Below are 13,894 nucleotides of genomic sequence, written 5' to 3' on the forward strand. Positions count from 1 at the left end.
ATGTCATGGAATTATATTCCCAATTATTAGGTATAGGGGACAATGGGGAAGTATTAACGGCAATTATTGATGTTGAGATTTTGCCAAATAGTAATGAGGCGGTATTTATGGTTACTAATACAAGTCCTTCCTTACCTTCAGAAACAAATTTTAATATTAGGCAAGTATTTTTTAATACTGGTCAATTACCTATCCGGATAAAAAAGATAACTCAAGCTAATAACGCTTCAAATTTTAATATCCACAAACAAGAAAACATGGAAAAGGACTTTGAATACCTCATTGAGGATAATACAGATAGAGGATTAAGACCAAACGAGAAATTAATATGTACGATAGAGTTGGATAGTGAAGAAGGAAGTGAGGGACAAAGTTGGCTTCATGCTCCATTAACTTCAATTAATAAGGGGATGGGAGTTCAAGTTGCAGCAACTTTTTATAATGATAAAGGAGAAGAAGCCGATAAGATAGGAGGACATTATAAATGCAGACAAAAAAAGAAAAAATACCCAAAGCCCACCCCTCCTGTTACCACAACTCCCTCCCCGAGACCATGCCCGGTTGCAAATCCCCAATCCTGTTGTCAAATTATAATTGAGAGAAAGACACAGCTTGTGCCTCCAGCTTTATTTAATCCAGATCGTCCTGAGCAATATCCTGTGACCCACAAAAAAACTTTTGATGTTGCTATTGAAAAAGTGTGTCCGGAAAAAGTGATTATTTGTGGAACAGTGCATAAGACGATCTATTATAAAACACTAAAAAAAGACTGCTCTGGTGACACTTCTATCATAGATCATTATGTTAAAGATGATATTCCATTCCAATGCTTTATAGACCGTGACGATGCCAACGAAAACGATGAGTTTGAAATCGTTGGAGCTGCATTCTTATGTGATGTATTTGACACACCTAAAAATTTCGGTTATCATCCGGAATTCTCTCAATATCCGGTTGCCTGGAAATTTGAAGAAAAGGAAATACTGAAAGTTTGCATAAGGAAGGTACAGTAAAAAGATATCGAAACAGCATATAAATAGTAAATAAAAAAAGGAATCAGTACTTGAGATTCCTTTTTTATTTACCTAGTATATAGACTCTCAAAAGCCTATACACCAGTGTTCTTCTAAGCATATTGTAATTGTAATTGAAGTTGTTTAAGCATGCTAATAGGCGTTATTGGATTACGCTGTTGAAAGGAGTATGTAGATTAATGAGTAAATTATCCGTAATTATTCCCGTAAGAAATGAGGGAGAGAAACTGGATCAAGTTTTAAAAGAAGTATTTATGCTCCATCCATACGAAGTCATTACTGTTATAAACGGTTCTACAGATCGTTCCAGGGAGATTGCAGAATCCCATGATTGTGTTGTTCTTTATTATGAAAATCCATTAGGCCATGATATCGGTCGAGCGATAGGAGCGTATTTTTCAAAGGGAGACATTTTATTGTTTATGGATGGAGATATGGTAATTCCTTACCAGGATTTAATACCCTTTATAGAAACCATTGAGGATGGTGCAGATATAGCTCTTAATAATCTGGAGGGTTTATTAATGGAACCCCACCGCCCTCATTCCATATCAATTTTAAAAAAAGCGCTTAATGAAATGTATGAAGCTCCTGAATTGACAATAAATTCTTTGGTGGCCATTCCGCATTCCATTAGCAGAGATGCACTTAAAAAAATAGGTTGGCATAATCTTGCCATTCCTCCACTAGCCCAGGGGAAGGCGATAAAAGAACAATTAGATATTATTACCCCAAAATATCTCGATGTTATTGCTTTAAATAAAGTACGTCCTGAACTCCACCTGAATATATCCACGGATACTCCGTATGTACCTCTGGAGAACATTATTATTGGGGACCATCTTTCCGCCATTCATTACTTAATTAAATTAAAGGGTGAAAGAGCAGGGTTTGCAGATTACCGGGATCGCGAATTTATTAATCAATTTAAAACTCATAAAAAGAAGAGACAAAAGAAAAAAAGTGCCATTATTTGTGATGAAAATAATGCCCCGCTTACACAAATATCCATGCATATTCAGCGCTTAAAAGAGGCGGCTTCAGATGAGATTATTGTGGTGACTTATGATGAAGATAAAGAAAAATCTGCAGCACTTTTACGGGAAGGTGCGTACGTAATACCACTGAATAAAAGTCTTGGACCATGTATCACAAGGTCTATAGGTGCTTTTTATTCAAGCGGTGAAGTAGTTCTTTTTACAGATCCACTTCAGGCATTCAGCACGGAAGACTATCAAATGATATTCAAGGAGCTTGATGCAGGAGCAGACATTGCGCTAATTGATCAAAGCGCATCTCTAGATGATAACCCTATTGGTCTACAGTGTACCATGCACTATTTATTAAATATTCTTTTATCTCAGCCTACTCTTTGGAATAATTCCATTTACTCGTTCCCTCATGCGATAAGACGAACGGTGATAAATGATATCGGATATGACTCCTTAGCGATTCCTCCCTTGGCACAAACGAAAGCTTTTATGAACCACTATAAATTAACTCCTATCCAAACTTCTGTAAAAAAAACTGCCCTGCCTGATAACAAGGAAAATGAAGTGTTTATTGGAGATCATGTAGAAGCAATTGCATGGTTTTTGAGTAAAACAAATGAACGTGGTGCTTTTTCTGCCGGAGGTAAAAACTATAAGGCAGTCCATGAATTGGTGAAGAAAACACCTCAAGCGTCTTCATTTATGTCTATGATTAAAACATTTTTTAAATTCAATGAGTAGAAAGCGTGGGAATATCATTATGACACACAAATTAATAATAGGAATAGTAGGGTTAGGGTATGTTGGCCTGCCATTGGCCCAATTATTCATAAATAAAGGTCATAAGGTTTATGGGATAGATTCAGATCAAAATAAAATTAGTTTGTTGAAAAAAAATACCAGTTATTTAGCGGATTTTTCAAATGAACAAATTAATGAATTGTTCACAAATGATTTGTTTAGCGTGAGTACTTCTTATCACTATTTATCCAAGGTTGACGCTATTATTTTCTGTGTTCCTACTCCATTAAATAATTTAGATGAACCTGACCTACAGTATGTAAAGGGAGCAATCGAAGCAGCCTTGCCATTCTTGAAAAAAGAGCAGCTGCTTGTTCTGGAAAGCTCCACCTATCCGGGGACAACAGAGGAAGAGATCGTACCTCTTGTTCAAGGAAAAGGATGGGAAGTCGGAAAAGATATTTTTGTAGCCTATTCTCCCGAAAGGATTAATCCAGGACAGAAAGTTCATAAATTAGAAGATATACCGAAAATTGTTGGAGGTGAAACAAAACTTTGTACAAATTATGCAAAAGAAATTTATGAGTCTGTCTTTAATAAGGTAATTAATGTATCTTCTTCTAAAGTAGCAGAAGTCAGTAAATTAGTCGAAAATGCACAACGATTGATTAATATATCTTTTATGAATGAACTTGCTATCCTATGTGATAAATTAGATGTGAATATATGGGAAGTAATTGAGGCCTGCAGCACAAAACCGTTTGGATTTACACCCTATTTTCCAGGTCCAGGAGTCGGCGGTCACTGTATACCCGTAGATCCAATTTATTTAAGCTGGAAGGCAAAACATCATGGGGTAAACCTTTCATTTATTCAAGCTGCAAAAAAAATAAATGACAATATGCCAGCATTTATAGTTGAAAAAGTAACAAAACATCTTTTAAAGCCGATAAATAAAAACAAAATTTTAATCATAGGTGTTGCCTATAAAAAGAATGTAAATGATATAAGAGAATCGTCAGCAATTCAAATTTTTAAACTGCTGGATGACCTGGGTATCGATGTAACCTATCATGACCCGCATGTACCCGAATTAAGCCTGGGTTCTGTTCAGCAAGAGTCACTGGTCCTTACAGAAGAAAATATTAAAATTCAAGACTGTGTTCTAATTTTAACTGATCATAATTCTGTAGATTATCAGAATATCATTGATCATTCAAATCTAGTCATAGATACCAGGAATGTAACAAGTCGTTATAATCAATTAGATAACGTCATCTTATTATAAAGGTATATAAATCTCTTAATAACATAGAAAGAACTCACCTCTCTGATTCAGGGAGGTGAGTTCTTTCTATGTTATACAAATGGCTGAAGTGCTGCTATAAAATCACTTGATTGATCATAGGTTTCATTTGAGGGGTGCAGAAAATTCAATAAGGTGGATTGTAATTTGTCATTTTTAAATTGAAGCTCTGATAATGAATCGGGAAAATAACCATGACATAAAAATATACATAATCGTGCAGCATCCCGTAAGTCTGTCTGAATAAGGTGTTTAGGACTTAATTCTTTAGCTAATGTGAAGTCGATTACTTTTAAAGTAGCTGGATTATCATTCTGAAGCATAATATTTTTTGGTCTTATATCATTATGAATATAACCACCTTTGTGTATAGAGGTGAGCGATTTTAATGTATTAATAGTGATTTGAACACTGAGTTTTTCATCTTTTTTTTCAGAAGGCCGTTTAAAATCTCCTTTGCCAACTGGTTTTCCTTCAATATATTCCATTACAATAAATGAAGTATTTTTATATTCAAAGTAATCATAGATAGTTGGCAAAAAAGGAGATTTACCATAAGCTTTCATAACTGTAGCTTCATGTTCAGCATCTTTTATTCTTTTGACAGCTTCTTTTATGGCGACATTTCTATTCTTAATAGGGTCATATGCCTTGTAGACCCTTCCATGAGAGCCTCTTCCTATTTGTTTCAGGTTTTGGTAATGTTTTATTGTTAATTTCTCAATAAGTAACTCCTCCCTTCAAAAAAGCATTTGCTCATTAATTATTTTTCTCATCTGAAATAATTTTTTTAATAACTTTCACAAATTGATCTGCACGTTTAGATGTAGAATGCCGCTCATGGACCATCTCCATCCCCTGCCTCGCGATCCTTTCTCTTTCGCATTTATGCTGCAAATAGTATTTTGCCTTTTCCTCAAAATTCTCTTTATTTATAGGGATGTAATGAACTTCTGGAATAAAGCCTAAATCTTTTAACTCGTTAGAGGGAGGAGCCAACAATAAGGTGTTACATGCTGGAACCTCGAAATTTTTACCAAGGGGATAATTATATTTGGAATTTCCGGTCAGGAAGATTTTTGCCTTATTAATTTCCTTTGCATATGCCTCTCTTACAAAAACATTCTTTTCATGATCTTTAATATTCCTGTATCCTGGGTGTTTATGATGAACAAATCCTGGGTTTTCTTTCATTCTATCAACAATCATATTTCGTAACGGGTAGGTGCGTCTTGACATTGCGCCCATTAATAAATAGTTGTATTCTTTTTTAAGTCCGTAATCTTTAAATATTTCTGTATTGATGTGATGAGGCAACCAATACATTCGATCACTAAATTCCTTATACCATACATGAAAGGAATCACGATACACAGTAAATATATGTTTAATATTCTCCTCTCTTATAGCTCTTTTGCGTTTATTAATCTGATAATGTAAATCAAATAATTGTATTGCGAAGGGGATCTCTAAATCTTTTAAACCTGTGATCACAGGTGAGTTCATTTCGCCATACTCATTAAAATAAATAAAATCTGGTTTTTCTTTCAGTTGATCTAATATATTGTTAATGTCTCCAGATTCATGCCACACAGTAAGATCAGTTATTTTTTCCAGCTCGCATAAAAAATAATAAAATACAGGCGCTACGTATTCTTGGAAGTCCCCGGTAAATATGAGAATTTTTAGTCTCTTTGTCATTATTCTTCCTCCATCATTTTATTACATTGTATGATCTATATTAGAAAAAGTGGCAACTGTGGCCCATTGAAAGGGGAAATAGGTAGTATATAGCTGCCAATAGGACACCACAACCAACCACATTTTCTTTAAAAGCATATAATACCCTATTAAATATATTCAGAATGGAGGTGCGACCAGATATGTCAAAGGTTAAGATTGCTCTAATTACTGACCGAGATAACTGGGCTTTTGCAAATATAGCAAAGCAAATTAAAAAACATTTGAGTGGTTGTTACGATTTTAAGATTGTTAGTTTTAATGCTTGCAATAAAAATGCAGATGAACTCCACAAACATATTAAGGATTGTGATGTTCTGCATTTTTTATGGAGAGAGATTATATCTTATATACCTATACATCGGTACAGAGACAAAATATTATCTACAGCAGTTTATGATCATTTATTTCTTGGAGAGAAGTCCATTCAAAAAAGAAAAAATATGTTCAATAATTTTCGCTATTATGTTTGTTCAAAAAAGCTATACGAGATTTATAAAGATATAGACGATTACCCAGACCCTATAATGACCATTGAAGATGGGGTGGACCCAGATCTTTTTTACCCTAAGAACTTAGACCGGTTTAATCAATTGAAACGGCCATTGCGAGTAGGTTGGGTGGGTAACAGTAAGTGGGGAATTAAAATTGAGGACTTCAAAGGGTTTCGGACATTTATTAATCCTGCTGTAAACGAGCTGATTCAAGAGGAGTTTGAAATCGAAGGAGATTATGCTGATCGGGTGCATAAAATGATTTCACACGATAATATGGTTGATTACTATTCAAAAATAGATGTTCTTATCTGCATGTCTAAGATTGAAGGGACGCCTAACCCTGTATTAGAAGCGATGGCGTGTGGAGTCCCGGTTATATCTACAAATGTAGGGATTGTGCCGCAAGTGTTAGGAGAAAAACAAAGAAGTTTTCTGCTGAAGGGTAGAGATAAAGAAGAATTAAAGAAATCACTTTTAACTCTATTTCATAATAGAGAGATATTAAATGAGCTTTCTCAAGAGAATTTAACTCAAATAAAAAATTGGCATTGGTCGAAGCAATGTCAAAAGTTTAAGGATTACTTTGATATACTGATTAGTGACTCTGCAAACAACAAAAAATAAATAAACCCCCTTTTGGGATAGAAAGTAAACATTCTCTATTTAACTAACTACCTGAAAGGGGTACTTCATGACCACGACTTCATAGTTATTTGTTTACTTTTTCAATACAAATTTTAATAATTTCTTTTTCAGCGTATCGGAAGGCCACTTTTTGGCCAGTTTCTTTATCCGTAGCAAAATTTGCTTCTTCTCCGGATATGTCACAAATAACATCCAGAAAGTTAATTGTGAAACTATCATTTGCTTTAATATCGTCTCTATCAATAATACAGGTAAATGGAACCTCATCAATAATTGTGTAGTTGGGAACCAGTTCGCATTCAATTAATGCCTGATATTCTATTTGCTTGTTTAGTAAACCACAAATAACTACTACCTCATCACACACTTTAACAATTTCTGCAGATAATGTTTTGTCCACAACAGTGGAGCCTGCAGTTGCAGGAGGGATTAATTGAGTAGAATGCTCTAATAAGAAGCGGCAGCAAAGTGATTTTGGAGGTGATGGTGGTCCGGGCGGTCCAGGCGGTCCTTTTTCGCCATTTTCTCCTTTTGGTCCAGGAGGCCCTTGTCGACCAGGCGGCCCTTTTTCGCCGCTTTCTCCTTTTGGTCCAGGAGGTCCTTGACGACCAGGTGGCCCTTGAGGCCCGGGCGATCCTTTTTCCCCTTTTTTCCCCCGCTTTCCTGGTGGCCCAATACAATTACAGTTGTTACAACCACACTGATGGCACATTATTTCACCCCTTATGACTCTGTTTTAATATTGTATGTAATCAGTCTTGCTACCGTAAGCTTTTTTTGTAATTTCCGCTTACGCCCTATTTATATATATTAGGTCAAAGACCAACACAGTTAATAAACAAATTAATATAATATAGATAAAGGTCTCCTATGGAAGGAGTGATCATACTTGTTTGAAGATAATAGCACCTATTCTGAGCATGATGATGAGCAGGAGTCTAAAGATATCAATTATTGCAAAACATGTCTTTGTGAAGTATTGTCCGAAATTGTGGAGCGGGAGAAGGAAAACGAAGAGTACAACATTACTTGTGATTTAAAAAGATCAAAACAACCAGTATGTAGCGACATAATTCCTTTCATAATACAAACTCCTTATGGACATCCATTTTTTACTTGGGGTAGGATTGGCACAAAACAGTGTTTTGCGACGGTTTTTTTCAGGGTAGTAAAAGTTGATTGTAAAAATAATTGTGCTGTACTCCAACTTTTAAAGCCTAATAAATCAATTATAGATGAAGACACGGACTGTGTAGAAAATAGTAGTATTTGTGAAGTTGACTTTGTCACTCAAACAAAGGAATGTGTTGTTGTGGATTTGAAATGTTATAGTTCCGTAAAATTTATATCACCTAGTTTTATTAAAAAGTATAAATGAATTAATTACATTTATTTGTTGAGCAGTGTGTTAAGGTCATATCACAGTAAGTAGAATCTGCACAACAGCCATTGAAACACCGTTATTTTAAAAGATGTTTTACTTCCTTGATTATCATCCGGCATTTATCCAAGCAGCCTATCGTATTGCCGATTCCTTAACGAAGATCATTACACCGATTTGTACTTTATAAATCGTGCTTGAATTCATGAAGGAATAAAACAAAAAAGTAGGGGATTGAAACATTGAATGCTTAATGCTTTCATATGACTTGATCTTCCACTCGTATGGATTTCTTTTACTTCTGGCATTTGTATTTCTGGGAATACCTTTTGGCCCGGGGATTGTTCTGCATTTGGGGTGATGAATATAATGAAGTTTCCTTGATAAAAGTACAGTAATAGACCTACTGTGCTTTTTCTTTGTGCTAATAGGCTAAATAAAAACTATTACCCTATCAATCTACGAATAATTTGTCGAAATATAGTAAATTTGAAATAAAATTTCATTAAAATCTATTGACCAACGCAATATTTTTTTATATAATTCAATCAGCAAAGCAAATAGAAAGGTAGCCTTCTATCGGTTTTGTTGGAAAGGCTTACAAAAAGGGGGTTTTATAGCAATACTACTTTTTGGCTCAAAACAGAGTTAAGAAGAGATTAAGTACATAAAAAGAATTCGGAATCTTGCATCAAAAAAAGAGTTTGATAATTTGAGAGGGGTTTTTTAGGAGATGAAGAAAAAAAGTTTAATTAGTTTATTGCTAATCATAGCGATGCTTGTTATGTCAGCATGTGGCAATAGTGATGATTCTTCAGCAAAAGATGGAGAAAAGAAGGAGTCTGGAGGCTCAGAGGAAGCAACTATTGAGTTTTGGACAATGCAATTAAAACCAACATTCACAGATTACATTGAAGGTGTTATTGCTGATTTTGAAAAAGAAAATCCAAATATCAAGGTGAAATGGTTGGATGTGCCTGCAGCAGATTTAAGCCAAAAAATATTAACAGCTGTTAGCTCTGACTCAGCTCCTGATGTAGTTAACTTAAACCCTACATTTGCCTCCCAATTGGCTGACTTGGATGCATTGGTAAATATGGATGAAGCAGTAGCTGAAGAAGATCAAAAGAAATATGTTCAAGGTGCATGGGAAGCGAACCAAATTAATGGTACAACCTTTGCTATTCCATGGTACTTATCTACAGAAGTATCCCTTAATAACAAAGCAATTTATGAAGAAGCAGGTCTTGATCCTGAAAAAGACATCCCGGTAACCTATGAGGATGCAAAGAAAGTAGCTAAGACAGTTAAAGAAGAAACAGGTAAATACGGCTATTTCCCATCACTTGATCTATCTTTAGTGTTACAGCATATGGTTAAAATGGGAGCAGATTTAACAAATGAAGATGGAACAAAAGCGGCCTTCAATACAGATGCAGGTTTAAAGGCATTTGAATACTTTACAGAGCTATATCAGGATGACTTAATCCCACGTGAAGCATTAACAGGTGATCAAAGAAGTACAATTGATATGTATCAGGCAGGACAGGTTGCGACATTTATGGGATCTCAGTTTATCTCCCAAATTAAAGAAAACGCTCCTGATATTTATGAGAACACACTTCCTTCCACTGGTATTACTGGAGAGAGTGGCAAAAAGACAATTAGTGTACAAAACATTGTAGTACCTGAACAAACGGAAAGTAAGGAAGCAGCAGTTAAGTTTGCGTTGTTCCTAACAAATGCGGAAAATCAATTGGAATTCTCTAAGTTGACACCAATTCTTCCATCAGCTGTAGAAGCATTAGAGGATCCATATTTCACCGAAGCAGGTGAAGATGCAGAGCCAGTAGATTTAGTTCGTATTCAGTCTGCTGCACAGCTTGATGAATCCGAGTTGTTAATTAAGCCAATGGATAATTATGATGAGTTGCGTCAAGCCATGTACGATGCTATTTCAGAAGCAATGCTTGGAAATATGAGCCCACAAGAGGCGTTGGATCAAGCAGAAGCAGCATGGAATGAAATTTTAAGTAAATAAGCAAGTAGATTAGTTGGGGAGAGTAGTCTCTCCCCTTTCTTTTTATAAAACAATGTAAAAAAATGCATCATTTCTAAATCCAAAAGGTAGGGTGAATGATTTGAGAACAAATAAGCTTACACCGTACTTGTTTTTGCTGCCAGGATTAATCATATTAGGTGCTTTTATATTTTATCCAATGCTCCAGGCCTTTTGGTTAAGCATGACTGATTATAATATGATTGCAGACGCTGAATTTGTAGGAACCACAAACTATGAAAATTTGTTTCAAGATGATTTATTCTGGAAAACATTAACAAATACATTTATCTACTTAATTGGTGTCGTTCCGGCACTCGTGATTATACCGATATTTTTAGCTGTGTTGGTTAACCAAAAATTAAAAGGCATTGGTTTCTTCCGCTCGGCTTACTATATTCCAGTAGTAACTTCTTTAGTAGTTGCTGGGATAGCCTGGGATTGGGTGTATAAAGAAAATGGTCTATTAAACTACGTGCTTGATATATTAAATATCATTTCCGAGCCAATTCACTGGTTAACTTCTACACAGACTGCAATCTTTGCGGTTATGGTTGTGACCATTTGGAAAGGGCTTGGTTATTATATGATTATTTACCTAGCTGGTCTACAGTCTATCCCCAATGATCTGTATGAAGCTGCTGATATTGATGGTGCAAACTGGTGGCAAAAGGTAACAAGAGTTACGATTCCAATGCTGATGCCATTTGTGCTTATCGTAACAATTATGTCTTCGATCGCAGCAATGAAAGTTTTTGAAGAGATTTACATTATGACTGGTGGGGGACCATTACATAGCTCAGAAACACTCGTGTTTTATATTTATACAGAAGCATTCGATCGTCTTAATATGGGATATGCCAGTGCAGCTGGAGTCGTATTATTTTTAATTACACTTGTTCTTTCCATAATCAACATTAAATTTATGGGTAAGGATAATACAGCGTGAGAGGAGGGAACTGAATGGAAATTAGTAAAACAAAAACAAACAACCCGATCATCAAGAAGTTTTTCCTATATTTATTATTAATTATCGTAACGATTTTCATGATTGGTCCATTTCTATGGCTGTTATCAACTGCATTGAAGTCTGGAAGTGAGAACATCTTCCAATATCCTCCGAAGCTGCTACCTGAAAATCCAACATTAACTAACTTTGTCAAAGTGATGGACACCTTTCCTTTCTGGAGGTATCTGTTTAATAGTGTGGTAGTTGCTGTGCTGACTGTATTCTTGAATGTTTTATTTTGCTCTCTTGCAGCATATCCACTTGCAAGGATGAAATTCAAAGGGAAAAACACGATATTTATATTGGTGCTTTCAACCATGATGATTCCTTTTCAATTATTAATGATTCCTGTGTATATCATTTCTTTAAAGCTTGGCTTGCAAAATACCTACATGGGAATGGTGCTTCCACATGTTACTACAGCTTTTGGTGTATTTCTCATGCGTCAGGCTTTTCTGACCGTACCGAAGGAATTGGATGAGTCAGCGAGAATGGATGGTGCAAACAGTTTTCAAATTTGGTGGAGAATATTAATGCCACTTGTTAAACCTTCCATGGTGACCTTGATGATATTTACATTTGTTAGTGCATGGGGAGATTTTCTATGGCCATTAATTATTGTGAATGATCAGGACATGTTTACGTTACCACTTGGTTTAAACATGCTGCAGGGAACGTTCACATCAGATTGGCGCTTAATTGCTGCTGGTGCGATCATTTCTATGATCCCTATCATAGTCTTTTTCTTATTCCTGCAACGTTTCTTCATTAAGGGAGCGATGAATGGAGCGATAAAAGGATAGCGATTTATTTTGCGGAAATTGGAGGGTCTATGGTGGACAACGTAAGAAAATTAAAACATCAAATCGGGCAAATGCTAGTGGTTGGTTTTGATGGGAAGACAATACCCAAGCACATGAAAGAAATGATTCATGAATACCATATTGGCGGAATTATCTTGTTCAGTCGCAATATTGGTACGCCTAGTGAAGTACTTCAGTTAACGACAGCACTTCAAAAGGAAGCAAAGCAGGCAGGGTATCAGCAACCCCTATTCATTTGCATTGATCAGGAAAATGGCATTGTACGCAGATTAGGTGAGGGGACAACGGATTTTCCTGGAGCAATGGCTTTAGGAGCAACAAACCAAGTGGAAAATGCCTATCATGTCGGGGTTGCCACTGGAAAAGAATTAAAGGCATTAGGGATTAATTGGAACTTATCGCCTGTTGTTGATGTGAATAATAATCCGCGGAATCCTGTCATTGGGGTAAGGTCTTTTGGCGAGTCACCAAAACAAGTGGCCATGTTTGGCGAAGCAGCTATGAAAGGGATGCAAGCCGCCGGCGTGATTACAACCTTGAAGCACTTTCCAGGTTATGGAGATATGGGAGTAGATCCTCATCTGGATTTACCTGTCATTCTCCATAATAAAAAACGCTTGGATGAAGTGGAACTCTACCCATTTAAGAAAAATATCCAAGCAGGTGCTGATACCGTGATGTCTGCCCATGTTTATTTTCCTTCTATCGATGATGAAGCAGGTCTTCCGGCTACGTTATCGAAGAAGGTAATTACTGGCCTATTAAGAGAAGAGCTAGAATTTGATGGCGTAGTAACGACAGATTGTATGGAGATGAATGCAATTTCGCAAGGTATCGGTACGGAAAAAGGTGCGGTCCGTGCGATAGAAGCTGGTATAGATTTAATTATGATTTCACATACATACAAGACACAGATAAGAGCTATAGAGAAAATATTCAGTGCAGCTGAACAGGACAAATCTGTCATGCATGCTGTCGAACAAGCGAATAAAAGAATTCAAAGGCTAAAAGCTGCGTATTTGCAGTGGGAGGATGTACATCTACTTGATACTCCGCCTACTGTGCCTGCTTTTGTTGGAGGAGAAGGACATGAAAAGCTTGCGGCATCTGTATTTCGTGAAAGTGTTACGATTGTAAATAATGAAGGTCTTCTTCCACTCAGTAGCTCATCAACCAGGAAGATCATGGTAATTAGCCCAGGAGATGAAGCAAAAACAAAGGTAGAAGATAAGAAACATAACGACTTCTCATTGAGTAGTGCTATAGAGGCATATCACAATAATTTTGATGTGCAGCCATTTTCTGGTGATGCTTCAAACGAATATATTGAAGCAATTGCCCATAAAGCGAAGGATTATGATTATGTGATTATTGGGACGTCTGGCCTTTCATCAGAAAGTAAACAAATTAAGTTAGTGCAACGTATACAAGAAATGGGCATTCCAATCATTGCTATAGCGATGAAAAGTCCATATGATATTGCTCTGTTACCAAAAGATTCAGCGTCTATATTTACATATGAACCTACCGCCACAGCAATTCAAATAGCTGTTGGTGCGTTATTTGGAAAAGAGCAGGCGAAGGGAGCTTTGCCTGTCCATATGTTCTAAGTTAAAGGAAAATGTAGGATTCATATAGGAAGAAAAGGTAACATGAACGAAAAAAG

The 13,894-nt window shown here is 36.1% G+C and carries 13 protein-coding genes; 10 read left to right on the forward strand and 3 right to left on the reverse strand.

What is annotated here, in order from left to right:
- The first annotated feature begins 5 nt into the window (after nt 1-5).
- From JCM12304_RS09150 to JCM12304_RS09160, 3 genes are all read left to right on the forward strand, one after another.
- Nucleotides 6-1,013 (forward strand): SPOCS domain-containing protein, encoded by a 1,008-nt coding sequence (locus JCM12304_RS09150; RefSeq protein ID WP_060679926.1) that lies wholly within the window; start codon nt 6-8, stop codon nt 1,011-1,013.
- Between the two features lie 200 nt (nt 1,014-1,213).
- On the forward strand, nt 1,214-2,767 hold the full coding sequence (locus JCM12304_RS09155) for a glycosyltransferase family 2 protein (RefSeq protein ID WP_060679928.1): 1,554 nt from the start codon (nt 1,214-1,216) through the stop codon (nt 2,765-2,767).
- Nucleotides 2,760-4,055 carry a nucleotide sugar dehydrogenase gene (locus JCM12304_RS09160; RefSeq protein WP_256200804.1) on the forward strand — a complete coding sequence of 432 codons (1,296 nt, stop codon included), beginning with the start codon at nt 2,760-2,762 and terminating at the stop codon, nt 4,053-4,055. Before JCM12304_RS09155 ends, JCM12304_RS09160 begins: the two co-directional genes overlap by 8 nt.
- A 71-nt stretch (nt 4,056-4,126) precedes the next feature.
- On the opposite strand, the gene JCM12304_RS09165 is transcribed toward JCM12304_RS09160, so the two are convergent.
- The gene (locus JCM12304_RS09165; protein ID WP_081504567.1) at nt 4,127-4,798 is read right to left on the reverse strand and encodes a protein kinase domain-containing protein; all 672 of its coding nucleotides are present in this window, start codon (nt 4,796-4,798) and stop codon (nt 4,127-4,129) included.
- A 34-nt stretch (nt 4,799-4,832) separates the two neighbouring features.
- Entirely contained in the window at nt 4,833-5,774 is a 942-nt protein-coding gene (locus JCM12304_RS09170; protein WP_060679930.1) for a glycosyltransferase, read from the reverse strand.
- Between the two features lie 182 nt (nt 5,775-5,956).
- Here JCM12304_RS09170 and JCM12304_RS09175 point away from each other — a divergent pair, with 182 nt between their 5' ends.
- On the forward strand, nt 5,957-6,934 hold the full coding sequence (locus tag JCM12304_RS09175) for a glycosyltransferase family 4 protein (RefSeq protein WP_060679931.1): 978 nt from the start codon (nt 5,957-5,959) through the stop codon (nt 6,932-6,934).
- Between the two features lie 85 nt (nt 6,935-7,019).
- On the opposite strand, the gene JCM12304_RS09180 is transcribed toward JCM12304_RS09175, so the two are convergent.
- Nucleotides 7,020-7,667 carry a hypothetical protein gene (locus JCM12304_RS09180; protein WP_060679933.1) on the reverse strand — a complete coding sequence of 216 codons (648 nt, stop codon included), beginning with the start codon at nt 7,665-7,667 and terminating at the stop codon, nt 7,020-7,022.
- A 177-nt stretch (nt 7,668-7,844) separates the two neighbouring features.
- Here JCM12304_RS09180 and JCM12304_RS09185 point away from each other — a divergent pair, with 177 nt between their 5' ends.
- From JCM12304_RS09185 to nagZ, 6 genes are all read left to right on the forward strand, one after another.
- The gene (locus tag JCM12304_RS09185) at nt 7,845-8,333 is read left to right on the forward strand and encodes a CotY/CotZ family spore coat protein (RefSeq protein WP_060679936.1); all 489 of its coding nucleotides are present in this window, start codon (nt 7,845-7,847) and stop codon (nt 8,331-8,333) included.
- Nucleotides 8,334-8,427: 94 nt separating this feature from the next.
- On the forward strand, nt 8,428-8,526 hold the full coding sequence (locus JCM12304_RS20055; protein WP_256200805.1) for an AbgT family transporter: 99 nt from the start codon (nt 8,428-8,430) through the stop codon (nt 8,524-8,526).
- 543 nt (nt 8,527-9,069) lie between these two features.
- Complete coding sequence (locus JCM12304_RS09190) at nt 9,070-10,377, forward strand: ABC transporter substrate-binding protein (RefSeq protein WP_060679938.1); 1,308 nt, start codon at nt 9,070-9,072, stop codon at nt 10,375-10,377.
- A gap of 91 nt (nt 10,378-10,468) precedes the next feature.
- Nucleotides 10,469-11,344, forward strand: coding sequence for a carbohydrate ABC transporter permease (locus tag JCM12304_RS09195; protein ID WP_238538282.1), 876 nt, complete (start codon nt 10,469-10,471; stop codon nt 11,342-11,344).
- Between the two features lie 14 nt (nt 11,345-11,358).
- A complete protein-coding gene (locus tag JCM12304_RS09200; protein WP_019375963.1) occupies nt 11,359-12,207 on the forward strand; it encodes a carbohydrate ABC transporter permease in 849 nt (282 codons plus the stop codon).
- Between the two features lie 29 nt (nt 12,208-12,236).
- Nucleotides 12,237-13,838 carry a beta-N-acetylhexosaminidase gene (gene nagZ, locus JCM12304_RS09205; protein ID WP_060679940.1) on the forward strand — a complete coding sequence of 534 codons (1,602 nt, stop codon included), beginning with the start codon at nt 12,237-12,239 and terminating at the stop codon, nt 13,836-13,838.
- Nucleotides 13,839-13,894 lie beyond the last annotated feature (56 nt).

Source organism: Virgibacillus halodenitrificans JCM 12304 (genome assembly GCF_001310895.1).
GTDB classification, from domain to species: domain Bacteria; phylum Bacillota; class Bacilli; order Bacillales; family Amphibacillaceae; genus Virgibacillus_Q; species Virgibacillus_Q halodenitrificans.